The sequence below is a fragment of the Actinomadura sp. NAK00032 genome, assembly GCF_013364275.1.
Taxonomy (GTDB): domain Bacteria; phylum Actinomycetota; class Actinomycetes; order Streptosporangiales; family Streptosporangiaceae; genus Spirillospora.
Map to the genome: position 1 here is coordinate 424,507 of NZ_CP054932.1, position 26,948 is coordinate 451,454.

31 protein-coding genes are annotated in these 26,948 nt (G+C 69.6%); 11 read left to right on the top strand and 20 right to left on the bottom strand.

Annotated features, from left to right (window positions below; all coding sequences use genetic code 11):
* Nucleotides 1–231: 231 nt before the first annotated feature.
* The 5 genes from HUT06_RS02100 to HUT06_RS02120 all read right to left on the bottom strand — a co-directional run bounded on the left by HUT06_RS02100 (nt 232) and on the right by HUT06_RS02120 (nt 1,638).
* Nucleotides 232–438 carry a hypothetical protein gene (locus tag HUT06_RS02100; protein WP_176194143.1) on the bottom strand — a complete coding sequence of 69 codons (207 nt, stop codon included), beginning with the start codon at nt 436–438 and terminating at the stop codon, nt 232–234.
* Between the two features lie 218 nt (nt 439–656).
* Nucleotides 657–899 carry a hypothetical protein gene (locus tag HUT06_RS02105; RefSeq protein ID WP_176194144.1) on the bottom strand — a complete coding sequence of 81 codons (243 nt, stop codon included), beginning with the start codon at nt 897–899 and terminating at the stop codon, nt 657–659.
* 30 nt (nt 900–929) lie between these two features.
* On the bottom strand, nt 930–1,157 hold the full coding sequence (locus tag HUT06_RS02110; protein WP_176194145.1) for a hypothetical protein: 228 nt from the start codon (nt 1,155–1,157) through the stop codon (nt 930–932).
* Nucleotides 1,154–1,363 carry a hypothetical protein gene (locus HUT06_RS02115; RefSeq protein WP_176194146.1) on the bottom strand — a complete coding sequence of 70 codons (210 nt, stop codon included), beginning with the start codon at nt 1,361–1,363 and terminating at the stop codon, nt 1,154–1,156. The genes HUT06_RS02110 and HUT06_RS02115 overlap by 4 nt, the downstream gene beginning before the upstream one ends.
* Complete coding sequence (locus tag HUT06_RS02120; RefSeq protein WP_176194147.1) at nt 1,360–1,638, bottom strand: hypothetical protein; 279 nt, start codon at nt 1,636–1,638, stop codon at nt 1,360–1,362. Before HUT06_RS02120 ends, HUT06_RS02115 begins: the two co-directional genes overlap by 4 nt.
* A 327-nt stretch (nt 1,639–1,965) precedes the next feature.
* Here HUT06_RS02120 and HUT06_RS02125 point away from each other — a divergent pair, with 327 nt between their 5' ends.
* The 3 genes from HUT06_RS02125 to HUT06_RS02135 all read left to right on the top strand — a co-directional run bounded on the left by HUT06_RS02125 (nt 1,966) and on the right by HUT06_RS02135 (nt 5,432).
* A complete protein-coding gene (locus HUT06_RS02125; RefSeq protein ID WP_176194148.1) occupies nt 1,966–2,865 on the top strand; it encodes a hypothetical protein in 900 nt (299 codons plus the stop codon).
* Entirely contained in the window at nt 2,852–4,015 is a 1,164-nt protein-coding gene (locus HUT06_RS02130; RefSeq protein WP_176194149.1) for a hypothetical protein, read from the top strand. Before HUT06_RS02125 ends, HUT06_RS02130 begins: the two co-directional genes overlap by 14 nt.
* 331 nt (nt 4,016–4,346) lie before the next feature.
* On the top strand, nt 4,347–5,432 hold the full coding sequence (locus tag HUT06_RS02135) for an amidohydrolase family protein (protein ID WP_176194150.1): 1,086 nt from the start codon (nt 4,347–4,349) through the stop codon (nt 5,430–5,432).
* A gap of 264 nt (nt 5,433–5,696) precedes the next feature.
* On the opposite strand, the gene HUT06_RS02140 is transcribed toward HUT06_RS02135, so the two are convergent.
* The 5 genes from HUT06_RS02140 to HUT06_RS02160 form a co-directional block, all read right to left on the bottom strand.
* Complete coding sequence (locus HUT06_RS02140) at nt 5,697–5,954, bottom strand: hypothetical protein (protein WP_176194151.1); 258 nt, start codon at nt 5,952–5,954, stop codon at nt 5,697–5,699.
* Between the two features lie 217 nt (nt 5,955–6,171).
* Nucleotides 6,172–7,212 (bottom strand): IS3 family transposase, encoded by a 1,041-nt coding sequence (locus HUT06_RS02145; RefSeq protein ID WP_176194152.1) that lies wholly within the window; start codon nt 7,210–7,212, stop codon nt 6,172–6,174.
* On the bottom strand, nt 7,209–7,628 hold the full coding sequence (locus HUT06_RS43655) for a transposase (protein WP_217711149.1): 420 nt from the start codon (nt 7,626–7,628) through the stop codon (nt 7,209–7,211). The genes HUT06_RS02145 and HUT06_RS43655 overlap by 4 nt, the downstream gene beginning before the upstream one ends.
* 346 nt (nt 7,629–7,974) lie before the next feature.
* Complete coding sequence (locus HUT06_RS02155) at nt 7,975–8,241, bottom strand: hypothetical protein (RefSeq protein ID WP_176194153.1); 267 nt, start codon at nt 8,239–8,241, stop codon at nt 7,975–7,977.
* Between the two features lie 89 nt (nt 8,242–8,330).
* Nucleotides 8,331–8,981: a DUF998 domain-containing protein gene (locus tag HUT06_RS02160; RefSeq protein ID WP_176194154.1), complete on the bottom strand. Its 651-nt coding sequence runs from the start codon at nt 8,979–8,981 to the stop codon at nt 8,331–8,333.
* A 406-nt stretch (nt 8,982–9,387) separates the two neighbouring features.
* Here HUT06_RS02160 and HUT06_RS02165 point away from each other — a divergent pair, with 406 nt between their 5' ends.
* From HUT06_RS02165 to HUT06_RS02175, 3 genes are all read left to right on the top strand, one after another.
* Nucleotides 9,388–10,599: a Shedu anti-phage system protein SduA domain-containing protein gene (locus tag HUT06_RS02165; protein WP_176194155.1), complete on the top strand. Its 1,212-nt coding sequence runs from the start codon at nt 9,388–9,390 to the stop codon at nt 10,597–10,599.
* Nucleotides 10,596–10,916, top strand: coding sequence for a hypothetical protein (locus tag HUT06_RS02170; RefSeq protein WP_176194156.1), 321 nt, complete (start codon nt 10,596–10,598; stop codon nt 10,914–10,916). The genes HUT06_RS02165 and HUT06_RS02170 overlap by 4 nt, the downstream gene beginning before the upstream one ends.
* A 372-nt stretch (nt 10,917–11,288) precedes the next feature.
* Nucleotides 11,289–11,729: an NUDIX hydrolase gene (locus tag HUT06_RS02175; RefSeq protein ID WP_302931771.1), complete on the top strand. Its 441-nt coding sequence runs from the start codon at nt 11,289–11,291 to the stop codon at nt 11,727–11,729.
* Nucleotides 11,730–11,978: 249 nt separating this feature from the next.
* Here HUT06_RS02175 and HUT06_RS02180 read toward each other — a convergent pair whose 3' ends face one another.
* From HUT06_RS02180 to HUT06_RS02200, 5 genes are all read right to left on the bottom strand, one after another.
* The gene (locus HUT06_RS02180; RefSeq protein WP_176194158.1) at nt 11,979–12,371 is read right to left on the bottom strand and encodes an ester cyclase; all 393 of its coding nucleotides are present in this window, start codon (nt 12,369–12,371) and stop codon (nt 11,979–11,981) included.
* A gap of 56 nt (nt 12,372–12,427) precedes the next feature.
* Nucleotides 12,428–13,393, bottom strand: coding sequence for an alpha/beta hydrolase (locus HUT06_RS02185; protein WP_176194159.1), 966 nt, complete (start codon nt 13,391–13,393; stop codon nt 12,428–12,430).
* A gap of 74 nt (nt 13,394–13,467) precedes the next feature.
* The gene (locus HUT06_RS02190) at nt 13,468–14,292 is read right to left on the bottom strand and encodes an alpha/beta fold hydrolase (RefSeq protein ID WP_176194160.1); all 825 of its coding nucleotides are present in this window, start codon (nt 14,290–14,292) and stop codon (nt 13,468–13,470) included.
* A 202-nt stretch (nt 14,293–14,494) separates the two neighbouring features.
* Nucleotides 14,495–17,326 carry an AAA family ATPase gene (locus HUT06_RS02195; protein ID WP_217711150.1) on the bottom strand — a complete coding sequence of 944 codons (2,832 nt, stop codon included), beginning with the start codon at nt 17,324–17,326 and terminating at the stop codon, nt 14,495–14,497.
* Between the two features lie 129 nt (nt 17,327–17,455).
* Complete coding sequence (locus HUT06_RS02200) at nt 17,456–18,142, bottom strand: SDR family NAD(P)-dependent oxidoreductase (RefSeq protein WP_176194162.1); 687 nt, start codon at nt 18,140–18,142, stop codon at nt 17,456–17,458.
* A gap of 141 nt (nt 18,143–18,283) precedes the next feature.
* Between HUT06_RS02200 and HUT06_RS02205 the strand changes: the two genes are divergently transcribed.
* On the top strand, nt 18,284–19,150 hold the full coding sequence (locus HUT06_RS02205) for a helix-turn-helix domain-containing protein (protein ID WP_176194163.1): 867 nt from the start codon (nt 18,284–18,286) through the stop codon (nt 19,148–19,150).
* Nucleotides 19,147–19,800 carry an NADPH-dependent F420 reductase gene (locus HUT06_RS02210; protein WP_176194164.1) on the top strand — a complete coding sequence of 218 codons (654 nt, stop codon included), beginning with the start codon at nt 19,147–19,149 and terminating at the stop codon, nt 19,798–19,800. Before HUT06_RS02205 ends, HUT06_RS02210 begins: the two co-directional genes overlap by 4 nt.
* A gap of 13 nt (nt 19,801–19,813) precedes the next feature.
* Here the strand turns inward: HUT06_RS02210 and HUT06_RS02215 are convergent, their stop codons facing one another.
* The gene (locus tag HUT06_RS02215) at nt 19,814–20,212 is read right to left on the bottom strand and encodes a VOC family protein (protein WP_176194165.1); all 399 of its coding nucleotides are present in this window, start codon (nt 20,210–20,212) and stop codon (nt 19,814–19,816) included.
* A gap of 96 nt (nt 20,213–20,308) precedes the next feature.
* On the opposite strand from HUT06_RS02215, the gene HUT06_RS02220 reads away from it, so the two are divergent.
* Entirely contained in the window at nt 20,309–21,301 is a 993-nt protein-coding gene (locus HUT06_RS02220) for a YafY family protein (protein ID WP_176194166.1), read from the top strand.
* Nucleotides 21,302–21,413: 112 nt separating this feature from the next.
* On the opposite strand, the gene HUT06_RS45105 is transcribed toward HUT06_RS02220, so the two are convergent.
* A complete protein-coding gene (locus HUT06_RS45105; RefSeq protein ID WP_302931772.1) occupies nt 21,414–21,539 on the bottom strand; it encodes a hypothetical protein in 126 nt (41 codons plus the stop codon).
* A 418-nt stretch (nt 21,540–21,957) separates the two neighbouring features.
* On the opposite strand from HUT06_RS45105, the gene HUT06_RS02225 reads away from it, so the two are divergent.
* A complete protein-coding gene (locus HUT06_RS02225) occupies nt 21,958–22,515 on the top strand; it encodes a hypothetical protein (RefSeq protein ID WP_176194167.1) in 558 nt (185 codons plus the stop codon).
* A gap of 17 nt (nt 22,516–22,532) precedes the next feature.
* On the opposite strand, the gene HUT06_RS02230 is transcribed toward HUT06_RS02225, so the two are convergent.
* On the bottom strand, nt 22,533–23,135 hold the full coding sequence (locus HUT06_RS02230; protein WP_176194168.1) for a TetR/AcrR family transcriptional regulator: 603 nt from the start codon (nt 23,133–23,135) through the stop codon (nt 22,533–22,535).
* 83 nt (nt 23,136–23,218) lie between these two features.
* On the opposite strand from HUT06_RS02230, the gene HUT06_RS02235 reads away from it, so the two are divergent.
* The gene (locus HUT06_RS02235) at nt 23,219–24,031 is read left to right on the top strand and encodes an SDR family NAD(P)-dependent oxidoreductase (RefSeq protein ID WP_176194169.1); all 813 of its coding nucleotides are present in this window, start codon (nt 23,219–23,221) and stop codon (nt 24,029–24,031) included.
* A gap of 32 nt (nt 24,032–24,063) precedes the next feature.
* On the opposite strand, the gene HUT06_RS02240 is transcribed toward HUT06_RS02235, so the two are convergent.
* Both HUT06_RS02240 and HUT06_RS02245 read right to left on the bottom strand, forming a co-directional pair.
* On the bottom strand, nt 24,064–24,990 hold the full coding sequence (locus HUT06_RS02240; RefSeq protein WP_176194170.1) for an aminoglycoside phosphotransferase family protein: 927 nt from the start codon (nt 24,988–24,990) through the stop codon (nt 24,064–24,066).
* A gap of 31 nt (nt 24,991–25,021) precedes the next feature.
* A complete protein-coding gene (locus tag HUT06_RS02245) occupies nt 25,022–26,830 on the bottom strand; it encodes an alkyl/aryl-sulfatase (RefSeq protein WP_254714930.1) in 1,809 nt (602 codons plus the stop codon).
* Between the last annotated feature and the right edge of the window lie 118 nt (nt 26,831–26,948).

The window sequence follows — 26,948 nt, forward strand, 5'->3', positions numbered from 1 at the left end:
GGTGTTCCCCGTGCCGAAGGTCATGGAAGTGCAGCTCGGGGACGCCGAACGCCTCCACGACCGGCGTCCACCGGGTCGGCTTGTTGAACCCGCTCCACCGCAGCGGTCCGCTCTTGACGCCCCTGAAGACGAGGGCATCGTCCCCTTCTTCGTGTGTCCGGGTGTACGGCCCCAGCCAGCACGGGACACCGAAGTCTTCGGCGATCCCCTCCAGGGCCGCCCCGGCGTCCATCAGGACCCGTCCGCCTCCCAGAACGAGCCCGCGGCCGAGATCCAACGGTCCAGCGCTGTCGTCACACGCGACACGGCCAGGTCCATATCCGCGCACGGCGCGAGCAGTTCGCCGGTGCTGGACCGGTACCACCATCCGCCGTCCCCGGCCGCAACGGTGATGCTGTCGCCCAGGCAGGGCGCATCGGGGAAGAAGACCCGCAGCATGGGCCGGGTCTCGACGTATCGGCGGTCGACCGTCCAGGCCCGTCGCCGCAGTGTCCGCGCGAGCCGGTTGAGGTGCCTCCGTGCGGTGAACGGCCGAGGCAGCGCGATGAGTGCATCCGGGGGGATGGGCACCCGCCGCGCCGCCTCAGCCTCCCTCTGGACCGCCCCACCCAGCATGGGGGCGGCCCCTTTCGGCGATGGCGGGGTCCAAGCCACCATCACCAGGCCCTTTTCATCACCGGACGGCCCGCGCACTGCCGCTCCTGCTTCAGCGCCTCCCGCAGGGACGCCGAGTCGGAGCGGATCACGGTCGGGTCGACGCTGGCGGCCGGGTCGCGCAGAGTGGCGACCCAATCGCCCAGACGCCCGTCCCAGCGCCGCGCTCGCCAGATCCGGTGACCGGTGAACTCTTCCCGGAGCTGCCGCAGCGCCGGGTCCTCAGTCTGCGCACGCGTTTCCATCGCGGGGTTCCTCACTCTGAGTCCTCCATCTCAGGCCGCCCCGCTCTCACGGGCCGGACAGGTCGATTCAGCCCCGTGAACCCGAGCCGTGATCTGCCGCGTCCGTGCTTGGAGTTCATCGAGTTCCGCAGTGATCTCGGCGAGTTCCGCGAGCAGGAGCTGACGCTCTTCCTCGGTCAGTCCGACCGCCTTCTTCCTGGTCGTCGAGTGCCGTGCAGAGGGAATGTGGACGACGGCGGCCCGCCGGTTGCCACTCATCGCGCGTCCTCCGATCCGGTGAACCGGTCGAGTCGGTTGCGCAGCTCTGCCGCGCTCTGCCCGTACAAGGCGCCCCACCCCTGTTGCTTGGCGACCCACCGGCCCGAGCACTCGCGCGTGATCAACCAGCCGGGGAAGTCGGCTTGCAAGCCGTCCAGTAGCCGCTTGATCAGCGCCGACGTTCCGCTACCGGCGAGGCCGTTCACGACGTCACCACCTCGGCGCCGCCCGGACGGACCTGCTCGGCGATCCGCCGAGCCGCTCCCGGCATGTCGTTGACCGGGTGCTGGCGCCCGTCCTGGTCCCAGGAGAAGTACCGCCCGGAGTAGCCGACGAAGACCCAGACGATGGCGCCGCCCCCGTCGGTGAAGACGGCCAGGCCGGCGACGTCGTCACGGACCTCGGATCGAACCTCGTATTCGGTCAATTCGGCCCGCTGCCCCGCCAACAACTCGATCTCAGAAGTCGTGTCGGTGTTCACGCTTCTAAGATGGCTGGGAGACACGTCACGTCGCATTACCGTCTGTATCGCATCCAGGGCGGATCGTTCTCGTCTTGTCTCGTCTGATGCTCGTCTGCGTTACGTTCCTGCAGTCGGAAGGTTGGTGATGGCGAATCCCCCCCCGTACGGTTGAAAGTGCTACTTCGAGAGAAGCACTGGCAGACGCACCAGACGTTTTGCGGCGAATACGACAAAGCGGCAAAAGGCATTGACCCCGGCCTTGTCGGCAGTTGGCCCAGCCGAGCGCAGTTCCACCGCTGGCTCAGCGGCGAACTCAAGGGGCTCCCGTACCCGCATCACTGCCGCGTGCTGGAGAAGATGCTCCCCGGCTGGACGGCGGAACAACTCTTCGAGCCGTGCCCGCCGAAGGAGTCCAACCAGCCGCAGAGCGACCCGGACGAGCCCATGGCCCCCGACGTCGCCGAGCTGCTCACCACCCTTGAACACCACATCGACACGCCCCAGACCGGCGAGATCAGTTGGGGCACCACCACCCGAACGATTCCCGCCGCTAAGGCCCGGCTCGCAGGCACCAGAGCAGCCACCAGCGACCACGCCCAGGACCTCGGCCGCAGACTCCTCCAGCTCCAGCGCGACCGCCGCCTGAACGACGCCGACATCACCGAACTCGTCGGCCTTACCGGTCACGTCGTCGAGCTGGCGAAGACCATTGATCTAGAGATTGCCGAGGACGGCGCCGCGCGATTGGAATATCGCTTCGACCTGCTGAACCTCAGTGATACGCCCCAGGCGCGCATGTCGCGTGAAGTGTGGTTCGAGCACACCACAGGTCCGCTGTCCATCAAGCCGGTTCCCGACATTGACCGGCGTATCGCCATCCAGCGCATCCACGACACGACCAACCTTGCCAAGTTCGCCTTTCAGATCTCCCCGCCACTACGGCCGGGGGAGTGGGCCCGCGTCGGCTATGTCTGCGAGGGCGGCAAGTTCGACCGGAACCACTACTGGCGCGAGGCGATGCCCCGCTACTGCCGCCGCTACGAGATCAGCGTCCGGCAACGCTGCGTCGACCTCGGCGGGTGCACCGCGACCGAGGAGCACCCGGACGGTTCGGAGAATTCCGCCACGGATAGTCTCGTCTGGGACATTGAGGGCCAGGATGCCGTCATGTCGTTAACCCGTGACTACCTGCGTCCGAACCAGTATGTGACGCTGCGCTGGGAGCCGATTCGTGAACCTGCGTGACGAGATCGAGTCGACCCTACGAGGCTGGCACGCCTACGAGACCGGCCGCGGATCAACCGCCGTCATCGACTTCGATTGCGCCCCCACCACCACAGCCCCCGAACCGGCCAGCAGCCGCCTGGCCGTCCACCAGCGCCTCACCGATCTCCACGCCCGCGCCACCGAGACCGGAGCCGCCCGCCTCGCCGCCCGCCTCACTGCCGACCTGGCATACCTCGGCGCTCTCCTCGGCGAACACCCACCGCTCAATGACTACGTCCAGGCAACCCAGGGGTGTCCGGCCGCCGGATGGCAGGACGGCTACATCACGCACCGAGGCGACCAGGCCCGCCAAGCCCTGACCGCCCTAGGCATCCAGTGGGGCCCCGACACCGCACGCGACCTGCGCGCCGTAGAAGGCCCCATCGAGACCGACGAGGCCCCCGACGCGATCCGCCAGGCCGCCGCCGACTACGAGCAAGCCGTCCGCCAGGCCACCGGCAGCACCGCCCCGTTCAACCTCACCATCGAGACCACCGAGGTAGACGCCTACTGGGCGTACTGGCTCGACGGTGTCGGCGACAAGGTCCGCCTACGCCTCAACCTCCGCCGCGCCAGCTTCACCAAGGTCGCCGCCCGTCAGTTCGCCCTACACGAGGTACTCGGCCACGGCCTCCAGGGCGCGAGCTGGTCAGCCCGAGCAGCAGCCGAAGACGTCCCCTGGGTACGCCTGATGTCGGTACACGCCCCGCAACAAGTCCTCCTCGAAGGACTCGCCCAGGCCCTACCGCTCTTCATCACCCCGGACGACGAGCTACTCGTCACCCGCACCAGGTTCGACCACTACAACCAACTAGTGCGCGCCGAGCTGCACATTGCGCTCAACCAGGGCGCGAGCGTCACCGAACTGGCCGACCACGCCTGCTTCCGCATGCCCTGGATCAAGGACGCTGCCATAGCCGACCTCCTCACCGACCGAGGAGCCAACCCGCAACTACGCTCCTACCTGTGGGCCTACCCCGCAGGCATTGACTGGTTCGCCAACCTCGCCGACGCCGACAAGCCCAACAGGACCACCGTCCTACAGGCCGCCTACCGAGACCCGCTCACCCCTAACGACCTAGAGACCCTCTGGCCAGCAGGCCCCACCATCGGCGGCCAAGGCACCTAAGACCTAGGGGCAGCCGGGCAGCCCATCCGCCGGATGAGAACTTTCTTTACGTCTTCAAGGGCGCCCGCTACGCGGCCGCCGGCGGCCGCCCGCCCCGGCGCGCCAGGCGTGCGGCCTGTCCCGTCCGGTCCCGCCGCGCCGCGTCGCCCGTCCGCCCACCGAAGCGAGCCCTACTTCACGAGAGAGATCACAACGGCCACGATGCATACGGCGTGCTGGTGATCGCCATGTATGAGCTGATGCCTAGCCCAGGGAACCTGAACCATCGAACATGTTGAAGCCGAGAACGCGGCGGCACGGGCTATTTTGATCGTTCATGGAGCCATGGCGGGTGACAGCAGTCGGGCTGCCTGACGGCCGACTGATTGAGGGTGGGATCGACCAGAACGGATGCTGGACTGATGCACCGCCCACCGGTGCCGAATGGCTGCCCGGACGTTACGCACTTGCCGGGCTGGTCGACGCGCACTGCCACCTGAGTATCGCGGCCGACGACGCAGCCCCCACCGGATCGCGCCCTCTCAGCCTGTCCCGGACCCGGCGGAACCTGCAGGCCGCCCAGCAGGCCGGGATCACGCTGGTGCGCGATATGGGCAGCCCTATGGTCAACTCCGGCGCCGTCACACTGCAACTGTCCAACGCGCGTGACGGTGCGGGGCTGCTGGCGGCCGGACGTTTCCTGGCCCCGCCCGGTGGTTATCTGGCCGGATTGTTCGAGCCGGTGACCGCCGAGGACCTCGTCCAGGCTGCCCGTGTCCAGGTCGCCGCGGGAACACAGTGGGTGAAGCTGATCGGGGACTTCCCCGACATTGACCACGGCGTCACCCGCCCCGACCAGGCCACGCCGAACTACCCGATCGAAGCGGTCCGGCGACTGGTGCGGGCAGTGCACGCCGAAGGAGCCCGCGTTGCCGCACATACCACCACCACCTGGGCTAGCGACCTGGTCGCAGCCGGGGTGGACTCCATCGAGCACGGGGATGCCCTCACCGGCGACGACCTGGAAGCACTGGCCGCACGCGGCGGCGCCTGGACCCCGACTCTTTGCGCGTCCCTGGCCCCGGCCCCTGCCGACGACCCCGGCCGCCGACGCCGTCTAGCTCAACGTCGCGAACGCCTTACGCACCTGCTCGCCGAGGCCGCTCGCCATCAGGTCACTGTCCTGGCCGGAACCGATGTCGTCGGTAACCTGCCCAACGAGGTTCGCCTGCTGACCGAACTGGGCCTCACCCCACAAGACGCACTAGCCGCCGCTAGCAGCAAGGCCCGCCGATACCTGCTACCCAACGACACCAACGGCGACTTCAACACTGGCGAACCCGCGAATCTGGTCACCTACCACCACGACCCCCGCAACGACCCCGACATCCTCGGCCACCCCGCCGCAACCTTTGCCGCTGGCCGCCGGATCCAGTGAACGACCTCTGAGGGAAGCCATAGAAGGCGACCGGTCACCCCAAAACTGGGATGAGAAGACGGACTCTGAATCTGAGCGTGCCCGAAGCGGGGGCTTCGCAGCCCCCAGCCCCCCGCGGGCCGGTGCACTCGTTCGCGCGAAACGGTCTGTCACACATTGCACGCCGTTCGCGCGAACGAGCACCCCGGAGCGTCGTGCGTCTGTGCGGGAGGGCGCCGGGTCAGGGGTGATGAACTCCCGTAGGCGGCATAGGTGGCGCGTAGGTCAAGGGTGCCGGCGGGAGGACAGGTTGGGTTTTGGCGATGATGTGTTCGCAGACGATGAGACGACGAGGAGCACGGCCAGGCCGAGGCCGACGATGATCGGCGTGGCCAGCCACATCGCCCAGCCCATCCACGAGGCGAACGACCAAACCCAGAGCAGGCCGAACAGCGTCCCGAAGGTGATGACGACGAGGGCCAGGACGTAGAGCCACCGGACCAGGATCGGAGTCACGCGCCGTTCGAACTTCACATCGAGCAATGCGGCGATGAAGGAGTCACGGCGGGAGGTTGGCGGGGAGGCGGGTCATAGCGGTACGTCACCGCCCAAGATCATCGGGTCGGTGCCACATGGGTCAACTCGTCGTGACTCGCCCGCGTGGCAGCGGCGCGAGGCCCGTGCAGCCGAGCAGGTGGAGACCGCCGGTTCGGTGCAGGTCGGTAGGTGTCAAGTCAAACGGGACAGGGGCCAGTGATCGTTAGGCGGCCTGTTTCTCCTGGTCAGAGCTGCTCGGGTCGGTGGGGTCTTCGTCGGGTCGGTTGATCTGCGCGACTGTGGGGATCTTGGGCAGCGTGGGCGGCTGGGTGAACCGTCGCGGGTTGGCCGCGCGGAACGCTGCGATCGTGGCGGCTCGGTTGTGCTGGATCGCCTGTGCGGTGCCGATATGCATGGTGAACGGCGTGTGGAGCCCGATCCCGGCGTGGTAATGCCGGTGATTGTAGTAGTCGAAGAAATGGTGGCAGAACGTCTCGGCCTCGTCGAGCGAGGTGAACCTGGCAGGGAACACCGGGCAGTACTTCAAGGTTTTGAACTGCGCCTCGCTGTAGGGGTTGTCGTTGCTCACCTTCGGGTGGGAGTGGGACTTGATGATGTCCAGGTCTGCCAGTAGTGCCGTCACCGGCTTGGAGGTCATCGAGGTCCCGTTGTCGGAATGGATGGTGCCGGGCACGATCCCGCCGTTGGCGGCGAACGAGTTCTGCATGAACTGCTCGGCCAGCTCACCTGACTCGCGCAGGTGGATCTCCCAGTGCACGACGTAGCGGGAGAAGATGTCGAGCATCACATACAGGTCATAGAACTGGCGTGGCCCCGGACCTGGCAGTTTCGTGATATCCCAACTCCATATCTGGTTGGGGGCGTGCGCGGCCAGATACGGTTTGGTGCGCGCCTGGTGCCGGGCGTGGGCGCGCCGCTCCCGGACCTGGTCACGCCTGCGTAGTTCCCGGTACATCGTCGACACCGACGCCAGGTACACCCCCTCGTCCAGCAGCGCAGCCCACACCTGTCGGGGTGCCTTGTCGGCGAACCGGTCGCTGTTGAGCATCTCGACCAGTTCGGCCCGTTCGCTCTCGCTCAGCGCGTTCGGCGGCGCCGGCCGCTCCGCCGGCTCACTGTTTCCCGGCGCCGGGTTCCGCCGTCGGTAGAAACTGCTGCGCGGCACACCCGACAATGCGCACGCGAAGCGAATCGGCAGATGCTCGACCAGCAGGGAAAGGGTTTCGTGGCGGCAGCGGGTCACGAATTCTCGGTGTCCGCGCTCTCGGACATTGTTTCCAAGAGCGCGATACCTTTTCCCATGATGTCCAGGGCGGCCTCGGTCTGCTTGAGTTTTCTGGCCATGGCGGCGTTCTGCCGCTCCAGCCGCGCCTTCTCCTTGCGCAACTGCTCCAACTCGGCCTGCTCCGGCGTCTTCTCCTTCTTGGCGGCCGGGCGGCTCGTTCCCGCAGCGGTCAGTTCACCGGCGTCGCGCTGCCGGCGCCACAGTTGAACGCTGGACTCATAAAGTCCCTCACGGCGCAGCAGTGCGCCCTTGTCGCCATGCTCGGCCGCGTCGTACTCCTCGACCATCCGCAACTTGTAGGCGGCACTGAAGGTCCGCCGCTTGGGCCGGCCGGTCCGCGGCCCGTCACCGGAAGGAAGATCGTGGCTGGTCATCGTCACTCTGCTCAGTACCCGTTCTCGCCCTGTCTACATCAGCTAGGGAACTTCATCCCCTCGTGTCCCATCTGAGCCTGACACAGAGGGGGTCAGCGAGGTGAGCGGCGTGCAATTAGCGTGCAATTAGGCAGGGTGATCAAGGGGCAGTCACGGTCACTTGCGGTACGAGCGGAGGCCAGGTCAGCCGCTATGACGGCCCGGATCGGTTTGATTCCCAAGCTGACAGCGCGGGTTCGATTCCCGTCACCCGCTCCACGACGAAGGCCCAGGCCAGGGGCATGCTCCCCGATCCTGGGCCTTGATCGATTTTCGGCGCCATCAGCGGCGGGCCGTTAGCGGGCCATTAGGCCACCGGCACTAGTGTCCCGGTCGCCCTGCCGTCATCTTCGTCGTCCTGGTCGTGCTCCCCCCGGACGAGGGCATCAAGGCCATCGGCGATGATGCGGTCACTCTTGGCCGACCTGTGTTGGTAGCGCAGCGCTGCCCGCTCGTTGTCGTGCGCCATCCGTGCCATCAGGTTCTTGGTCGAGACGCCGATGTCGGCCGCGAGCTGGTTACCGGTGTGCCGAAGGTCATGGAAGGGCAGCTTCTCGACGTCGAGTGCCTTCACTATGCGCCGCCTGTTCTGGCCTGTGCCGCCGTGTGCGCCCGCAGCGCCCAGCAGCGGGGATGGCAGGCAACACGGCTGCGGGTGCGGTGTTACTCGTCCAGTCCTGTTTCGCCGCGTTGTGAGCGAGAGAGAAGACGCAGAGCCAGTATGGTCTGCCAGGACCATGCCGTTGTTAGGGCAATGCGTTGGAACAATCCGGCCACGTCGCCTAGCTTTCCCGTCTGGCCGAAGGCAGCGCTGGAGACGAGCATGGTGGCGGCGAAGCCGACGCCGCTGAGGACGCAGTAGAGCCGCCATCGAGTTGAACCCTGGCAGGCGAATGCGAAGCATGCCGCGGTGAGCATGGCGAATCCGGTCAGCGAGACGTAATCGTGAAGGGCGCCATGCGTGGTGGCGCTTGGGATCCGGTCGGGGGTACCGGCCGGGTAGCCCCCGACCGGATCGGTCACGAAGATGCCCGCGCCGAGCAGTGCGGCTCCCCAGAGGCCGATCAGAAGCGGTTTCCAGGTCGAGCGCGTGGACACGTGGCGCACGCCGGCGGCGAACACGATTGTGAGCGTGGCGGCGACAAAGAAGTTGAGGGTCTGCATCCAGCCGTAACTCTCGAGGGCAAGTGAGCTGACGGGATGGCGCAGCGGGTCGTAACCCGCGCGAGTGGCGCCTTCGGCGGTGTAGGCGAGTGTGAAGAGGGGGCCTGCGATTGCTCCGCACAACAATGACGCCCGTGATCGGATTATCATGATGTCAACGTAGGTTGACGACGTAGCGAGTGTCAACCTGCGTTGACGCAACGCTCGAGCGTGCCTGACCGGGGAACCCGTGGTCACCCAGCCCCCGGGGGGCCGGGGCACTCGTTCGCACGAGAGGGTCTGTCACACCTTGCGCGCCGTCGAGCACCCCGGGCCGGCCGACGCGGAGTGCTCCGCTTGCTGACGCGAGTGACTAACGGCGGCTCTGGACGGCATGGATGAGTAGATTGGGGTGTTGGATCCCTGACCCGGGGCACGGGCGTTCCGGGGCTTGGAGGTAAGCCTCGGCTGAACGGGCTTTCGGGGCATTGCTTAACGCGATGGTCCGCTTTGCGACCTCCGTTGTGCTGTCCCTCACCTGACACGGTTGTCGGAGCCGGGCTCTAGGGTGGCCCGCATGGCGACGTTCCGGTCCAGTTTCACCCTTCTGTGCATGGTCGAAGCAGCACGGGAGCTTACTGAGAACGCGGCCGTGCGGAATCGCATCGAGGCGGTATTGCGCATTATGGGGAGCCTCGGCGGCACATACGGCAAGGGCAAGCCGTTGGTGAATGCCCTGGAGGATGTGGCCCAAGAGGCTATCCTCCATGAGGACTTGGTACTTGCTCAGCGCTTCCAGCGTTTCGCTGCCTACGCCCGGGGCGAATTGTTCCTCGAGATTCTGGAGAACTATTACGACGAGGAAGCGCGGCAGCGTAGCGAGGAGGGCCTGCGGCGGATGGCTGCATTAGGGGCCGAGCGAGCGGTCGCGGCCCTTGACGTCTTGTGCCGGGACAAGCGCGATGCCACCGCCGTCGACGCCCGCGACTTGTTCCGTGGCATCGCTCGATCTGCCGACCACCTTGGCATCGGAGCAGGTGAGGGCGGAATCCGGCTCTCCAGTCGGCAGACGAGGCGGCTCCAGCAGTACGGGCATATGGAATTGGTCCTCCGGGGCCTGCCCGGGCCGACCTCCGCCGAGGCCGCGCAACTGATGAGCGACGTCCTAGCGGACGTGGACACGGGGCTGCTGGCCCAGCTTCTGGAGCTAAGGGCCCGGCAAGCCGGCCTCGCCGCTCTGCGCGCCGCGGTGGATGATCCGGACAGCTCGGAAAACACCCTTCACGCCTGCCTGAAGAACCAGGAATGGATCTTCGGTGGGGCCTATGTGACCGAACTGGCCCGTCGACAGTACACGTCGGACACCATCCTCGACATTCCGCTGCTGCGCGGCGACGGATCCCTGCACGTGGTGGAACTCAAACGCGCCAACATCAAGGATCTGGTCATTCGGCGCAGCGGGCATCTCATGCTGGGCGCTCCACCGCATCACGCGGTCTCCCAGGCCCAGAACTACCTCCGGAGCATGGACGAGAACCGCCAGGCCATCCTCGCGCATCACGGTGTTGATGCCCGCAGAGCCTCGGCAACGGTCGTGATCGGACACCCGCGGTATGTGATCCGGAACATCACGTCCCAGGAAGTCGCGGAAACGCTTCGCACATACAACACGCATACGGCACGGATAGAAGTGATCACCTACGAGACGCTGCTGGAGTCGGCTACGCGGATGCTGGCCCTCTCCTCAAGCTGGCAGGATTCCGCACCAGAGGAAGAGCCCGAGGCGTGAACGATACTCCTCCGATCAGAGAACTCCTGTCCCGTCTGTGTGGTGGCGAGATCACCGCCAAGGACTACGTCGGCTACTTTCTGAACGAGTACGGGGAGGAACTCGTCTTTGCTCAGCGCGGGGGCGAGAAGACCGCTCGGCTCTGGCACAGCGATGCGGGCTGGCAGGTGATCCGCGTCGGAGACCACTCGATCAGGGTCGACGGTCCCTTGGAAGGGGTGATCACTGTTGAAGATCTGATCATCCACCGCGCGGAGGCCACATGGCTGTCGTCATGCTTGTCCGCGTCCCGCCACCTACGCCCAGGACAGTCCTGACCGCCCCTTCGACCACGCCACGGTCGGCCGGTCGCACTCGTCGAGCTGGGTAACTCTGCGCGCCGGCGGCCACTCGCCCGTCCGATCCCAGCCAGGTAATCGGCGGAGGCGAAGACGGAGATGTCGCCGCCGGTAGCAGCGAGAACTCGGCGCCGAGCAGCGTGCCGATGCCGATGCCGAGCCGGGCATGCTGTGACCACTTCGGTCAACCCGTGACGGCTGCTCAGGTCGTGAAAGCCTCACGCTGAGCCGCCTATCGCCTTCCTCGCCGCCGGGGTCCGTTCAGGGCCAAGCGTTACGATGCGCGGATCTTGGACATTGGGACAATGGCCGGTAGGGGGTCGGGATGAGCTTCCGGCTGGCGCGTACGCCGTGTGCATAGAGGACGGCCGGGTGCTGCTTGCCCGTTATGTATCACCGAAGGGCGAGAGTAACTGGACCCTTCCGGGCGGCAAGGTCGAGCAGGCGGAGGATCCGTTCGATGCGGTGATCCGGGAGGTCGCCGAAGAGACCGGCTACGATGCGGCGGTCGAGCGCCTGCTGGGCGTGGACTCCAGGGTGATCCCTGCGGCCGCCGCACGTTTGGGAGTCGAGCACCAGAATGTCGGCAGCTTCTACCGAGTCCGGGTCATCGGCGGCCAGTCACGGCCTGAGCCGAACGGTGAGACCGCTGAGTCGGTTTGGACTCCGATCCCCGACGTCGCCTGCCTGCGTCGGTCATCGCTGGTCGACATCGGGCTCGCCATGGCACAGACCCTTCCGGCAACCGGCCACGTTCCTCCAGTCCCGGTAGGCGGCCTGATTCAGCACTGAGGGTCGTCATCAACAACGGACTGACGGCTCAAAGGGCGCGGGTTGGACGTGTTCGAGGCGGAATCCGAGTTCGATTCCCGTCACCCGCTCCACGGCGAAGGCCCAGGATCAGGGACATGCTCCCCGATCCTGGGGCCTTGGTCATCCTTTGCCGCCATCACCGGCGGGGCACTGGCGGGCCATTAGGCCACCGCCACCAGCGTCCCGGCCGCCCCGCCGTCATCTTCGTCGTCCTGGTCGCGCGACGGGTCAGGCTGTCAGTTGTTTGCGCAGGGTCTCGGCGTCGTGGACGGCGGACATGTGCAGGAACTTCCCGTCTCGGACCCGGTAGATGGCGTACTCGACGATCTCGATCGGCTCGCCGTTGGGTGCGACGCCGAGCCACTCCTTGGTGGGGGTGCCGGTATTGGTCGCGCGGACGGCGATGCTGTCGCCGTTGATCGCGAGCTCCTGGATCTCCCAGTGGAAGTCGGGGACGGCGTCGACGATGCTGTTCAGCTGTGCGATGAGAGCGTCGCGGGTACTCGGCTCACTGTGCATGACGATGGACTCGTGGACGAACTCGTCCATGCGGTCGAACTCGCGCTTGTTCAGGGCGTCGACGTAGCTCTGGTAGAAGGCGCGCAGGTCGGTGTCGGACATGATCTTTCCCTTTCTGGGAGAGGGCCGGGCGGCCTCTTGCCGCGCGGCGTCGTGGGTCAGGCGGTGTGCAGGGCCGCGCGGAGCGTGGTGGTGGCCTGGGTGATGGCGGCTTCGGCGGCCTGGGTGCCGCGGAGGGCGTTGAGCATCACGAAGTCGTGGATGATGCCCTGGTAGCGGGTCGCGGTGACGGGGACGCCGGCGGCGCGGAGCTTGGCCGCGTAGGCCTCGCCCTCGTCGCGCAGGACGTCGGCCTCGGCGGTGATGATCAGAGCCGGGGGCAGGCCGGCGAGCTGGTCGGTGGTGGCGCGCAGCGGGGACGCGGTGATCTCGGCGCGCTGGGCGGGGTCGGTGGTGTACTGGTCCCAGAACCACTGCATGCCGTCGCGGCGCAGGAAGTAGCCCTCGGCGAACCGGCGGTAGGAGCCGGTGTCGAAGCTCGCGTCGGTGACCGGGTAGAACAGCACCTGCTGCACCAGCGGGACGTCGCCGCGTTCCTTGGCCATCAGGGTCAGGGCGGCGCTCATGTTGCCGCCCACGGAGTCGCCCGCGACCGCGATGCGCGAGGCGTCCAGGTCGTTGTTCGGTCCTTCGCGGACGATCCACTGGGCGACGGTGTAGTTCTGCTCGATGGCGACGGGGTAGCGGGCCTCGGGGGAGAGGTCGTACTCGGGGAAGACGACGGCGGCGTTCACGCCGGTGGCGAGTTCGCGGACCAGGCGGTCGTGGGTGTGGGCGTTGCCGAACACCCAGCCGGCGCCGTGGATGTAGAGGATGACGGGCAGCGGGCCGGCGGCGCCCGCCGGGCGGACGACGCGAACCCGGACGCTACCGGTCGGGCCGCCGGGGACGGTGATCCACTCCTCGTCGATCCGCGGCTTGGCGATCTCACCGGACTGCACCTCGTCGACCGTCTTGCGGCCCTCGGCGGGGCCCAGGTCGGACAGGTAGGGCGGATTGGCGGTGGCTGCGGCGAACTCGGCGGCGGCGGCTTCCAGGACGGGGGCCGGCGTGTGATCGGACATGACAAGACTCCTCAAAGGGGTGTGATGGGACGGTTGCCTGCCGTCTGTGAAGGCAGAGAAGGCGGGGGCGGGTGTCAGCGTTCGATGAAATCGAGGAGGTCGGCGTTGATGGTCCCGGCGTTCAGCGTGCACATGCCATGCGACAGCCCCGGGTAGACCTTCAGGTCGGCGTCCCCGACCAGGGTCACCGCCACCTCGGCGGAGCGGGCGATCGGAACGATCTGGTCGTCGGAGCCGTGCATGAAGAGCGTGGGCACGTCGAGGGCCCGGAGGTCGTCGGTGAAGTCCGTCTCGGAGAACGCCTTGATCCCCTCGTAGTGCGCCTGCGCGCCACCGGCCATCCCCTGCCGCCACCAGTTCCAGATGACGCCCTGGGACGCGGCCGCGCCCGGGCGGTTGAACCCGTAGAACGGGCCGGAGGCGATGTCGAGGTAGAACTGGGAGCGGTCGGTGGCCACGGCCTCGCGGAAGCCGTCGAAGACCTCGGTCGGCACCCCTTGCGGATTCGACGCGGTCTGGACGAGGAGCGGCGGGACCGCTCCGATGAGGACGGCCTTGGCGACCCGTCCGGCGCCGTGCTCGGCGACGTACCGGGCGACCTCTCCGCCACCGGTGGAGTGGCCGACGTGGACGACGTCGCGCAGGCCGAGGTGCGATACCACGGCGGCGGCGTCGGCCGCGTAGTGGTCCATGTCGTGCCCGTGGCCGACCTGGGCGGAGCGTCCGTGCCCCCGGCGGTCGTGGGCGATGACGCGGTAGCCCCGCTGGACGAGGAACAGCAGTTGGGCGTCCCAGTCGTCCGAGCTCAGCGGCCAGCCGTGGTGGAACATGACGGGCCGGCCCGAGCCCCAGTCCTTGTAGAAGATCTCGGTTCCGTCGCCGGCGGTGACGAACGGCATGGTCTGCTCCTTGTGGTCCCGCCCGGGTGCCGGGCGGCTTCGCTGTCTCCACAAGGTTGGCTCGGACGCCCCGCCGGCAGCCTCCGCGAACTGACTGACATCGGGGCGTCCGCCGGGTGACTGAGGTCCGGCCGGCTCCGTCAGCTGACTGACATGGGGCCGACCGGTCGCTTACGCCGGCGGCCGGGCGCTACTGCGGCCGTCACGCCTCGGCTGGCGGCGGCTCCGGGGGCAGTGCGTCGCGGAGTTCGCCGCGCGAGGTGATGCCGAGCTTGGGGAACACGCGGTAGAGATGGGACGACACCGTCCGCGGCGACAGGAACAGACGCGACGCGATCTGCGGGTTCGACAGGCCCGTCGCCGCCAGTCTGGCGACCTCCAGTTCCTGCGGGGTGAGGGCCTCGCCCGCCTTGCCCCGCGTAGTCCGCGTCAGTCCGGTGGCCCGGAGTTCCGCCGCCGCGCGGGCCTCCCACGGGCGGGCGCCGAGCTCCTCGAAGCGCGCGCGGGCGGCGGTCAACTGCGTCCGGGCCTCGCGGTTGAGTCCTCGGCGGCGCAGCGCCTCGCCGTAGGCCAGCTGAACGCGGCCGAACTCGAACGGCCATTGGTCGGCGTCCGGCAGCCCGAGGGCGTCCTCGAAGCACCGGACCATGTCCTCGGGGGCCGCCGTCATCGCCGTGACCGTGGCCACCGTCAGCGCGAACCGCGACGACAGGTGGCCGATGCCGGCGTCGCGTATCGCTTCCGCGTGCCGCCGCGCTTCCGCGTGCCGTCCGGACCGCAGGGCGGCTTCGACGAGGTCGGGGGCGGACAGCACCGCGTCGGGGTTGAAGGGCGGCAGCTCACCGGGGGCGGAGACCACCGCGGCGTGCCGGTAGGCCGTCTCGAAGTCGGCGGTGCCGACGGCCGCCCGGGCCGCCGCCTGGTGGGCGTGGTTCACCAGCCGCCGCAGGCGCCTCGGCCCCGACCAGTCCCAGATCTTCCGGCAGTGCTCGTCGCACAGGTCGAGGTCGCCGCGCTGGGCCGCGGCCATCGCGGCGAAGTAGTGCCCCACCTGGGCGAACAGGTGGTAGCCCGTCCCCTCGCACAGTGCGATGAGCTCGGCCGCGGCGTCGGCCGACTCCCGCCACCGGCTGGCGTACATGTGGTCGACGGCGACGAAGATCAGGCCCGGCATGCTCGCCCCCATCGCCCCGCCGTCGCGGATGACCCGCAACACGGCCTCGCGGCAGTCCGGGAGCCGGTCGAAGTACTCGGCCACCAGGGCGGTGCGGATGACCACGTCGGCGTCGGTCTGGTCCTTCAGCCGCGAGATCTCCTCGTCCAGGCGGCGGAGCATGTCGTCGGTGACGGAGCCGATGTCGTGGTGGATGCGCCCCAGTGACGCGGCGGCGGAGGGCGACGTCTCGGGATACCGGGCGAGCAGGTCGACGAGGGGTCTCCAGTGCTCCTCCCGGCCCGAGAACGTGGCGGCGAGCGTGACGGTGAAGAGCGCGGTCTCCAGTTCGCCGTGCGGTGGGCCGGACGGGACCGGGGCCTGCTCGATCGCCTCGATCAGCAGCGTGTGGGCCGTGTCGGCGTCCCCCTCCGTGACGAGCACCAGGAAGCCGGTGGCCGCGGCCGCCGAGAGCGACCGGGCCGCCGGTTCGCCCCGCACCTCGCGCATGATCTCGTACGAGACGTCCAGGTGGCCCGCGACCCAGGCGGCGATGTAGGCGGCCCGCGACTTGCGGCGCCCGCGGTCCGCCCGGCCCGGACTCAACTCGGCGGCGCGCCGCAGCCTGGTGACCGCGCCCTCGGCGTCGCCGCGCCGCAGGCTCCGCTCGGCCGCCGACTCGATCACCGCGGCGACCGCCTCGTCGGGTGCCGTCGTCGCCCGCGCCAGGTGGTCGCCGCGCCGCTCGGGGTGGTCCACCAGCGCGTCGGCCAGCCGGCCGTGGGCGCTGCGCCGCTGCTCGCCGGTGGAGCCGTCGACCACCGCCGACCGGACCAGCGGATGCCGGAACCGCACGGCGCGGCCGTTCGCCGCGACCATGACCAGGTGGTCGCGCTCCGCCGGGGCGAGCCCCTCCAGCCCGCCCGGCCCGCCGGCCGCCTCAAGGACGCCGATGTCGCCGGAGCCTTCGAGAGCCGCGAGCAGCAGCAGGTCGCGCGTGCGCTGCGGCAGCCGTTCGACGCGGGCGCCGTACAGCGCGCGGACGTCTCGTCCCGGGCCGCTCACCCGCCCCGCCCCGTCGCCGTTCCGGTCGCCGGACACGCTGGTGGACCCCGCGAACTCCAGTAGGGCGAGGGGATTGCCCTGCGCCTCCCGCGCCACGTCGGACAGGACGCGGCGGGGCAGATGGGCGAAGCGCCGCGACAGCAGGCTGCGCGCGTCCGCGTCGTTGAGCGGCCCGACCTCAACCTCGGTCAGGCCGGTGGTCGGGAAGGGTGCGCCGGACTCCGGCCGCCGGGCCCCGAGCAGCCCGATGCGGCGACCGCTCAGCCTTCTGGCGACGAATCCCACCGCGGCCCGGCTCGCATGGTCGACGACATGGAGGTCGTCGACCACGAGGAGCAGCGGCGCGTCCTTCGCGGCCTCCTCGAACAGCGACAGTGCCGCGTTCATGACGGCGATCGGCTTCGGCGCGGGACCGGCGCCGAGACCGAGCGCGACCTCGAGCGCCTCCCTCATGGCAGGCGGCAGGCGATCCAGCTCGTGCGGCAGTGCGGCGACGAGCTGGTGAAGCCCTGCGAAGCCGATGTCCGTCTCGTACTCGACGCCGCTCCCGCGGACGACCCGTGCCCCCTGCGCGACCGCCAGCTCAGCGGTCGCGTCGAGGAGCGCGGTCTTGCCCACGCCCGGCTCGCCGGTGAGCAGGACGGTGGCTCCGTCCGTCGCGGCCTTGTCCAGGAACATCGCCAGCTCGGCGAGCTCGCGGTCCCGGCCGACCAGCCCGACCGGACCGACCGGACCGACCGGACCGACCGGACCGACCGGACCGACCGGACCGACCGGACCGGCCGGACCGACCGGACCGGCCGGACCGGAGCCCACGTCCATCACCTGTTCCGCCCGCCTCGCATCCGCTGTGCCACTCCTCCCGCGACATGAGGCAGCCGAACGGCTGGCCACGCATATGGCCAGAAAGTACCCCACCGGCGGGCGGCATGCCTTTCGCGGCGGCTACCAGGGCAGGATCCCGTTCTCGTCCCGGAAGGTCCCCGTCGGTCCGTCCGCGTCGAGGGTCGCCAGGCGCACCACGGCCTTGGCGCTCTCCTCCGGGGGCCGTCCGATCCCGAAGGCCGCGGTCATGTCCGTGGCGGTGGTGCCGGGCTCCAGCGCGTTGAACTTGATGTCCGGATGGGACTTGGCGTACTGGACCGTCAGCATGGTGGCCGCGGCCTTGGACGCGGAGTACAGGGCGACCGACACATGGAACTCCGGCCGGTCGGGGTTGGTCACCGCCCAGAACGAACCGGCGCTGCTCGAAACGGTGACGACGGTGGGGTTCGAGGACGTGCGCAGCAGGGGGAGCGCCGCTTCCGTGACCCGCACGATCCCCACCGCGTTGGTGTCGAATGCCCGCAGTGCCGAGGGGCCGTCCAGGTCTCCGGCCGCCAGGATGCCCGCGTTGTTCACCAGGACGTCGAGCCTGCCCTCGGCCGCCCCGATCGTCGCCAGCGCGCTGCTCACCGACGCGTCGTCGGTCACGTCGAGCTGGACGAACCGGGCGCCGATCGCCGCCGCCGCCTTCTCTCCCCGCTCGGCGTCGCGCGCGCCGACGTAGACGGTGTGGCCCAATTCCACGAGCTGTCTGGCTGTCTCGAAACCGATGCCCTTGTTGGCCCCGGTGATCAATGTGACGGTCATGCGTCGCCTTTCCGCGTAGGTGGCCGCCCGAGCGGCCGCCAGGAACGCTAGGCGGGGCCGCGCCCGGTCCCCAGAGCCCTGCCGAGCCTGGGGTGTGACAGGGCCCCCCTTACCGGCCGAAAGGCGACTTAGGCTGGTCGCATGAGCGAGAAGACGAACGCTCTCGGTGCGTACCTGCGGGCCCGCCGCGAGCTGGTGACGCCCGAGCAGGCGGGCATCCCCGACATCGGTGGACGGCGTGTGCCCGGCCTGCGGCGGGAGGAGGTCGCCATGCTCGCGGGGATCAGCGCCGACTACTACCTGCGGTTGGAGCGGGGCCGCGATCGCAACCCGTCCGTCCAGGTGCTCGAGTCGATCGCGCGCGTGCTGCGACTCGACGACGACCACTTCGCCCACCTGCTGACCCTGGTCTCCGACGCGCCCCGCCGGCGCCGGCGCCGGCCGCGCAGGGAGAGCGTGCCGCCCGGCGTGCGCCAGCTCATGGACTCCCTCGTCCAGCCCGCCTTCATCGAAGGCCGGTACTTCGACATCCTGGCCTCGAACACGCTCGCCAGGGCCCTCGACCCCCGCCTCGCCGTGGGCGGCAACCAGCTGCGGGACATGTTCCTGGACGCGGGCCAGCAGCGGCTGTACCCCGAGTGGGAGAACGCCACGGAGTGCCTCATCGCCAACCTGCGGCAGTCCGTGGGCAACGACACCGACGATCCCCGCTTCGCCGAACTCGTCGGAGAGCTCTCCCTGGCGAGCCCCCGATTCCGCCGGCTCTGGGCCCGGCACGAGGTACGCGGGCAGAGCGGGGGGACGATCCGGCTCGACCATCCGCAGATCGGAGAACTCACCCTCAACCGGGAGCGGCTGAGCGTGGGCGGGGCCGAGAACCTGAAACTCGTCATCTACCATCCGGATCCCGGTTCCGGCGACGCGGACAAGCTGGCCCTCCTGGCCTCGGCGGACCTGCCCGTCCGGACACCGGAGAAGATCAACGCTCTGGGGTCGGGGGACCTGTGACGACCATCGGCATCATCGGCGCGGGCGAGGTCGGAAGCCAGATCGCACGCGCGGCGACGGCGAACGGGTACGAGGTCGTCATCGCCAATTCGCGGGGCCCCGAGACCCTGAAGGAGCTCATCGACGAACTCGGCCCGGCGGCACGTGCCGGATTTGCCGCGGAGGCCGCGGCCGCGGGTGATTTCGTGGTCATCGCCGTTCCCCTCAAGCTCGTCAACGACATGCCCGTCGAGGAACTCGCGGGCAAGGTCGTGCTGGACACGAACAACTACATGAGCTGGCGCGACGGCCACTTCCCGATGGTCGACTCCGGCGAGAAGACGGTGCACGAACTCCGCCAGGAGCAGCTCCCGGCCTCGAAGGTCGCCAAGGCCTTCACCCACATCCAGGCCCCGAGCCTGCTCAGCGCCGCCCGTCCGGCGGGCGACCCGAAGCGGCTGGCGCTGTCGGTGTCGAGCGACCATCCCGAAGCCGTGGAGATCGTCACGCGGCTGTACGACCAGTTCGGGTTCGACACCGTGGACAACAGCCCGCTGAGCGAATCCTGGCGCACCGCGCCCGGCCAGCCCGCGTGGATCCGTCACGCGTGGCAGAACCGCGAAGAACTGGCGCTCAACCTGAGCCGGGCGAAGCCCATCACCTCGATCTGAAGCACGCCGGGGGTCAGCGGCCGAACTTGGCGATCGCCTCCGGGGTGACGGGGGTGAAGAAGTTGACGAGGTTGCCGTCGGGGTCGCGGAACAGCAGGGCCCGGTTGCCCCACGGCATCGTGGTCGGCTCGGTGACGAACTCGCCGACGTACCCGGCCAGGTTCGCGTGCACCCGGTCCACGTCCTCGACGAGGAACTCGATGATCACGCTGTGGTTGTCGGCGGGACGGGAGGAGCCCGGCGCGAACAGCGGGACGGTGCGGGTGCTCGCGATCGCCAGCGTCGCGTGGCGGGTGCCGATCTCGGCGAAGTCCTCGGTGGACCAGTCCGCCCGCACGCCGGTGACCTTCTCGTAGAACCCGACGAGGCGGGCGACGTCCTCGGTGATGACGCGGATCGAAACGAAGTCCATGGCGGTTCCTCCTGGGTACGCGGGTGCCGTGGTGCTTCGCACGTTAGGAGGGATAGTGGACAGAATCGGTCCACTATTCGCCATAAGCTCGGAAACATGTCCCGTCCCACCGGCCGCGTGCTCACCCTCCTCGAACTGCTCCAGTCCGGCGGCACCCGGACGATCGCCGAGCTCGCCGACCGGCTCGGCGTCGAGGGCCGGACCGTCCGGCGGTATGTCGACCAGCTGCTCGACCTCGGCGTGCCCGTCGAGGCGGTGCGCGGCCGCTACGGCGGTTACCGCCTCGCCCGCGGGCACCGGCTGCCGCCGCTGATGCTCAATGACGACGAGGCGCTCGCGGTGCTGCTCGGCCTGGTCGCGGGACGGTGCGCCGGCCTCGGCCCCGCGGCCGGGACCGCGAGCGAGACGGCGGCGGCGAAGATCCGGCGGGTGCTTCCCCAGGCCCTCGCCGGCCGGCTCGACGCCGTCCAGGAATCGCTCGCGTTCACCCGGCCGACCGGCGAGACCGCCGCGCCGGACACCGGAACCCTGCTCGCGCTCGCCGACGCCGTGCGCCACCGCCGTCCCGTCTCGTTCCGGTACCGCGACCGGGAGGGCCGCCGCGCCGACCGGACCCTGCACCCGTACGGGATCGTGAGCCATTCGGGCCGCTGGTATGTGACCGGCGAGGACACCGGGGCCGGCGAGAACCGCACCTTCCGCCTCGACCGCATCACCGACGCCCGCACCCTGCCCGGCTCCTTCGAGAGGCCCGCCGGACCGGACCCGGCGGAACGCGTCCTGTCCGGGTTCGCCACGGCGTCCTACCGGCACGAGGTGACCTTGCGCATCCATGGGACGGTCGAGCAGATCCGCGCGCGCTTCCCCGCGTCCATCGCGATGCTGGACGGACCCGCCGACGCGGACGACCCGGCGGCCGAGCGCTGGCGCCGCGTCGAGCTGCGGGCCGAACGGCTCGACTGGCTGCCGGCGCTCCTTGCCTCGCTCGACCGGCCCTTCGCCATCGAGCGCCCGGACGAACTCCGCTCCCTCGTCCTCGACCTCGCCGGCCGGCTCTCCGAAGGGGCCCGCCGCCCGCCCCCCGACTGATCCGCCGGCGGACCGGCCCAAACGCCGAGCCCGACGCAGGACCGGGACGACGATGCTCAAGACTCCCCGCGCGGCCTCGGCCGACAACTCCCGCTTCTCGTCCTGGCGAGCGTTATTGCCGGGCGGGTTTGCCGTAGAGGGAGACCCGGTCGTCGCGGTCGACGTTGTATCGGCGGCCGAGGAAAACGATGCCGTGAGGTGCTTCGTGGGCCATGTTCACCGACCAGTCGTGGTACACCCAGGTCATTGGATGGTCGGAGACCCGGAAGTTGGCCCGGTACCTCGCGCTCTGGCCCGGTGCAAGGGTCCCCAGGTGGACCATTCGCCTGGTGACGGGGAAGGACGCCCAGGCCGGCTGGTGTTCGATTCGGATCGCGCCTCCGCCGTCCGGTAGGGGGAATGCTCTGGGGAGTTGGCTGCGGGTGGTTGCGGCAGGGGCGTTTCTGCCGCGTCCTGTCCAGATGATCTGGACCCGCTGGATGACCAACATGGCACCCGATTATTCAGCTGTGGTGGTGTTCGGAGCCGGGAAGAACCAGGCTCGGGCTTGAGGTGGTGGCTGTGGCGGTCGGATGATGAAGGGAACGCGTGTCCGGGGCGGCGTGCTCGGTCACGCCTTGCCGGCCCATTTCGTCTGCCGACTCCCGGGGAGACCGATGCGACCCATCTCGACGAGCGTGGGGACCTGTCTACTCCTGCTGGGCCTGGTCGCCGCCGTGTTCAGCTTGCACAACGCCTACTCGGCCGATGAGGCGGTGGACACTGGCGAACCGCGGTGCGGAGGGGAAGTCCAGACCCCGGAAACTGAGTGCGTGACCTCCTACGGAGGGCCTGCCATAGGCGGCGGTGTCTCCTACGAGGAGGCTAAGGAGACCAAGGAGGACACCGCCGTCGCGAAGGCATGGATCTTTGGCGCCGAGGTGCTCGGCACGGCCGGCGTCGCCCTGTACGCCGGCGCCGTCGTGTGCCTGGCGGGGGCGGTCCGGTCGCGCCGGTTCCAGCTTCCGATGGTCTTGGCGGCTGTGCTCGTACCGGCGGCCGTATACGGGCTGGCGTTCTGGCCCGCGCAGGAACGCGTGCGAGAGGTCTCTCCTGTGCCGCCGGGCGTTCTCAGCTTCCTCGATTTCCCTTACTTTCCCATCGTCATCATTTCCGTCGCCGCGCTGACCGCTGGGTGGGCATGGTTCTACAGGGAGAATTTGGACTTCGATTGACCGCTTGGCGCGGCGGTTCAGGTTGCCGCGCCCGGCCGGTGGACGGACGTGGCGGCGGTTCCGATGATGTGGGCGAGGTCGTCGGTGGTGCGGGTCTGGTCGCGGGTGGCGAGTGCGTCGTAGGTCTCGAACGAGGTCAGTTGCCAGATCACGTCGATCGTCGCGTCGGACGGCGGGTCGGGGAAGCGGCGGAGCAGTTCGGTGAGGGCGGTGCGGCGCATCTCGTCGCGGCGGCGCAGGAGGCGTTCCAGGTCGCCGTCGAGGAGGGCCAGGCCGCGGAGCCTGCGCAGGACGGTCCGGTCGCTCGCCCAGAATCGGCAGAACGTCCCGGCGAATTCGGCTAGGGCCGAGGACGGGTTGGGCGCGGTGAAGGCGTCCGCCAGGCCCATGCCCGCACGGTCGGCGAGCGTGTCGAACAGTGCCTCCAGAAGCCCCGACTTGGACCCGAAGGCGTTGTAGACGCTCTGGCGGGACACGTCGGCCGCCTTGGCGACCGCGTCCACCGACAGCCGGGGCGTCTCGTCGCCCGCCAGCAGGGCGCGGGCGGCGTCCAGGATGCGCCGCCGCGTCTCCTCGGCGGCGGCGCGGCGCTTGTCGGACCGGTACTCGCGAGGGCTCATGTCCTTGACCGCTCCACAGATTGGATTTACAGTCTGTCCAAAGAATTCTAGCAGTGCCCGTGTCTCTTGAGAAGGAGCAGGTCATGAGCAGTGAACGTCTCCTGGACGGACGGGTCGCCATCGTCACCGGCGCGAGCCGCGGCATCGGCAGGGCCACCGCCCGCGCGCTGCACGAGGCCGGGGCCGCCGTCGTCCTGGCCGCCCGGGACGGTGCCGCGCTGGCGGAGCTCGCGGCCGAGATCGACGCCGCCGGCGGCCGGGCGCTGGCGGTGCCGACCGACGTGACCGACCCCGAGGCGGTCGAGCGGCTCGTCCAGCGCGCGGTCGGGGAGTTCGGACGGCTGGACGCGGCGGTCAACAACGCGGCTGGCGGCGGCCACCCGCCCACCCCGCTGGCCGAGGTCGCCGTCGCCGACTTCGACAGCGCGCTGGCGGTCACCCTGCGCGGCGTCTTCCTGTGCATGAAGCATCAGATTCCCGCCATGCTCGACACCGGCGGGGGCGCGATCGTGAACATGTCCTCCACGGCGGGCCTGCAGGCGGTCGGCGGCCTGGCGGGCTACGTGTCGAGCAAGTTCGGCCTGGTCGGGCTGACCCGGACGGCGGCGCTGGACTACGCCGAGGCCGGGGTGCGGGTCAACGCGCTGGCCCCCGGCCCGATCCACACCGAGCAGCTGGAGCGCGCCGGGGAGCAGGCGCGGGAGATGGCCGGACGGGCGATGCCCATGCGGCGGATCGGACGTCCCGAGGAGGTCGCGGCCGCCGCCGTCTGGTTGTGCTCGGACGCGGCGTCGTTCATCACCGGCGCGACGCTGCCGATCGACGGCGGCAAGCTCGCCGGGATGGCGCCGTTCGGCTCCCGGCCCGCCTCGGCACCCGCGCGGCCGAAGCCCTGAGGCGGTGCGGGACGCCGAGCCGGCGCGGGCGCTTATGGCCTCGGGGCCGGCGTGGCGATCAGGCGTTGCAGGGAGGTGTGCGCGGGCGGACCCCAGGTGGGCTTGCCGCCGGGGCGGCCGTGGTCGCCGGCGTCTCCGATGAGGATGCCGGTCAGGGCGCGCAGCACCGCCCATCCTCGGGCGCGGCGCAGCATCGCGGTGTCCAGGGGGTGCTGGTAGGCGGCGTGGAAGCGGTCGATGGCGCCGTCCGGCAGCAGGATCCAGGCGGCGGCGAGGTCGACGGCCGGGTCGCCGGTGCACAGGTCGCCGAAGTCGACCACGCCGCTGAGGGCGCCGTCCGTGGTGAGGACGTTGGCGGGATGCAGGTCGCCGTGCAGCCACAGCGCCGGGCCGTCCCAGTCGGGGGCGGTGGCGGCGTCGTCCCAGATCGCGTGGACGGCCTCCGGATCGGGGACGAGCCCGAGTTCGATGGCCGACGCCAGCGACTCGGCGAAGCCCGCGGCGTGGTGGGTCACCGGTCCTCCGCGGCCGAAGCGGCCGGCGGGCGCCTGGGCGGGGGCAGGACGGTGCAGGGCCGACAGGAAGGCGGCCAACGTGTCGGCGGACTCCGCGGCGCGTGTGGCCGGGGCGCGATCGGCGGGTGAGCCCGGCACCCACGTGGTGACGATCCAGGGCCGGGGGAAGAGCGGGGACGGCTCGCCGAGGCGCTGCGGGACGGGGACCGGCAGCGGGAGGTGCGGGGCGAGGACGGGCAGCCAGGCGTGCTCCTTGCGGAGCAGCGCGTCCGCGGAGTCCGTCGCCCAGGGCAGCCGGACGGCGAGGTCGTCGCCGAGCCGCCACAGCTGGTTGTCCCAGCCGCGCGCGCCGAGCCGCACCGGGTGGCCGGCCAGGTCGGGGTGCTGGTCGCGCAGCAGGTCCCGCACGAGTTCGGGGGTGATCTCGATCTCGATATGCGTCATCCCGAGCAACGGTAACCCGGCCGCCGGGACGTCAGGGCGTGACGATGTCGAAGTCGCGGTCGGTGTCGTCGAGGAGCCCGATCAGTGTGGTGAACGCGCCGCGGTCGCCGCTGGTCTGGACGTCGCCGAGGTCCTGGTCGGCGACCATGCGGAGCAGCTGCGGTTTGGTGAGCGTCAGGGTGAGGTCGGCGGGGGTGCCGTCGTGGGCGCGGGACTGGGTGAGGACGCCGTTGGCGAGGGTGAGCCGGACCTCCTCCTTCAGGTCGGTGAAGTTGCAGTCGATGGTCAGGCGGGTGTCCCAGGCGCGCGGGCCGTTGACGCGGATGGCGAGGGAGTCGAAGACCTGCTCGACGCTCAGCGCCATGAGGACGTCCGGTGAGGAGCTGTCGAGGGTGTTGACCGGCTTGTCGCCGCGCAGCTCGGCGGCGCCCTGGAGGTAGAAGTTGCGCCACGTGCCGTTCTCGCTGCCGTGGCCGAGCCTGTCGTAGACCTGGGCGAGGAGTTCGCGGGCTTGGCGGTTGTCCGGGTCGGCGAACACGACGTAGTTGAGGACCTGCGCGGCCCAGCGCGTCTCACCGGCGTCCAAGGCGTCCTTGGCCTTGGGCAAGATGGCCTGGGCGCCGCCCATGAATTCGACGTGCTTCTTCGCCGATTCCTCCGGCGGCAGCTCCCACAGGTGCGCGGGGTTGCCGTCGAACCATCCCATGTACCGCTGGTAGACGGCCTTGACGTTGTGGGAGACCGAGCCGTAGTACCCGTGGGTGTGCCAGGCCCGCTCCAGGGCCGGCGGCATCTCGATCATCTCGGCGATCTCGGTGCCGGTGTAGCCCTGGTTCAGCAGGCGCAGGGTCTGGTCGTGGATATAGGCGTACAGGTCCCGCTGCTCGGACAGGAACGCGGTGAGTTCGCGGGTGCCCCAGGTCGGCCAGTGGTGGGAGGCGAACAGCACGTCGGAGCGGGCGGCGAACAGTTCGGCCGCCTCGGTGAGGTAGCGGGCCCACACGCGCGGGTCGCGGACGACCGCGCCGCGCAGCGTCAGCACGTTGTGCAGGTTGTGGGTGGCGTTCTCGGCCATGCACAGCGCGCGCCGGTCGGGGAAGTGGAAGTTCATCTCCGCCGGGGCCTCGGTGCCGGGGGTCAGCTGGAAGACGATCCGGACGCCGTCGACCACCTCTTCCTGGCCGGTCTCGGTGATGGACAGGGTCGGCTCGATCAGCGAGATCGTCCCGGTGGACGTCGTCGGGCCGAGCCCGGCGCCGATCTGGCCGGTGGCGTCCCTCGGCAGTTCCGCCCCGTACATGAAGATCGAGCGCCGGTTCATGGCGGTGCCGGCGTAGACGTTCTCGGCGACGGCGTGCTCCAGGAAGCCGGCCGGGGCGATGATCGGGATGCGGGCGCCGTCCGGCACCACGCCCCGGACACCGCCGAAATGGTCGGCGTGCGAGTGGCTGTAGACGACCCCGGTCACCGGACGGTTCCCCCGGTGCTCGCGGTAGAGCGCGAGCGCGGCCGCCGCGCACTCCACCGACAGCAGCGGGTCGACCACGATGACGCCCGTGTCGGCCTCGATGAAGGAGACGTTCGACAGGTCGAAGCCGCGGACCTGGTAGATGCCGTCGGCGACCTGGAACAGGCCGTGCCGGGCGGTGAGCTGCGACTGGCGCCACAGGCTCGGATTCGCGGTGCCGGGGCAGTCGGCGTCGAGGAAGGCGTAGGCGTCCAGGTCCCAGACGACCCGGCCGGACGCGTCCGTGATCTTCGGTTGGGACGCCGTCCCGACGAATCCCCTGTCGGCGTTCTCGAAGTCGGTCCGGTCCTCCGGCGACGGCCGAGCGTCCACATTGCCTCCTCGGGAAAGGGCGGTCATCGGGCACTTCCCCGAGCCGGCTCGGCTCAGTGCCACAAAAGCGTCAAGAGGTCATGAACTCCCCGGCTGGACGGGCCGCGCCGGGGCGGCG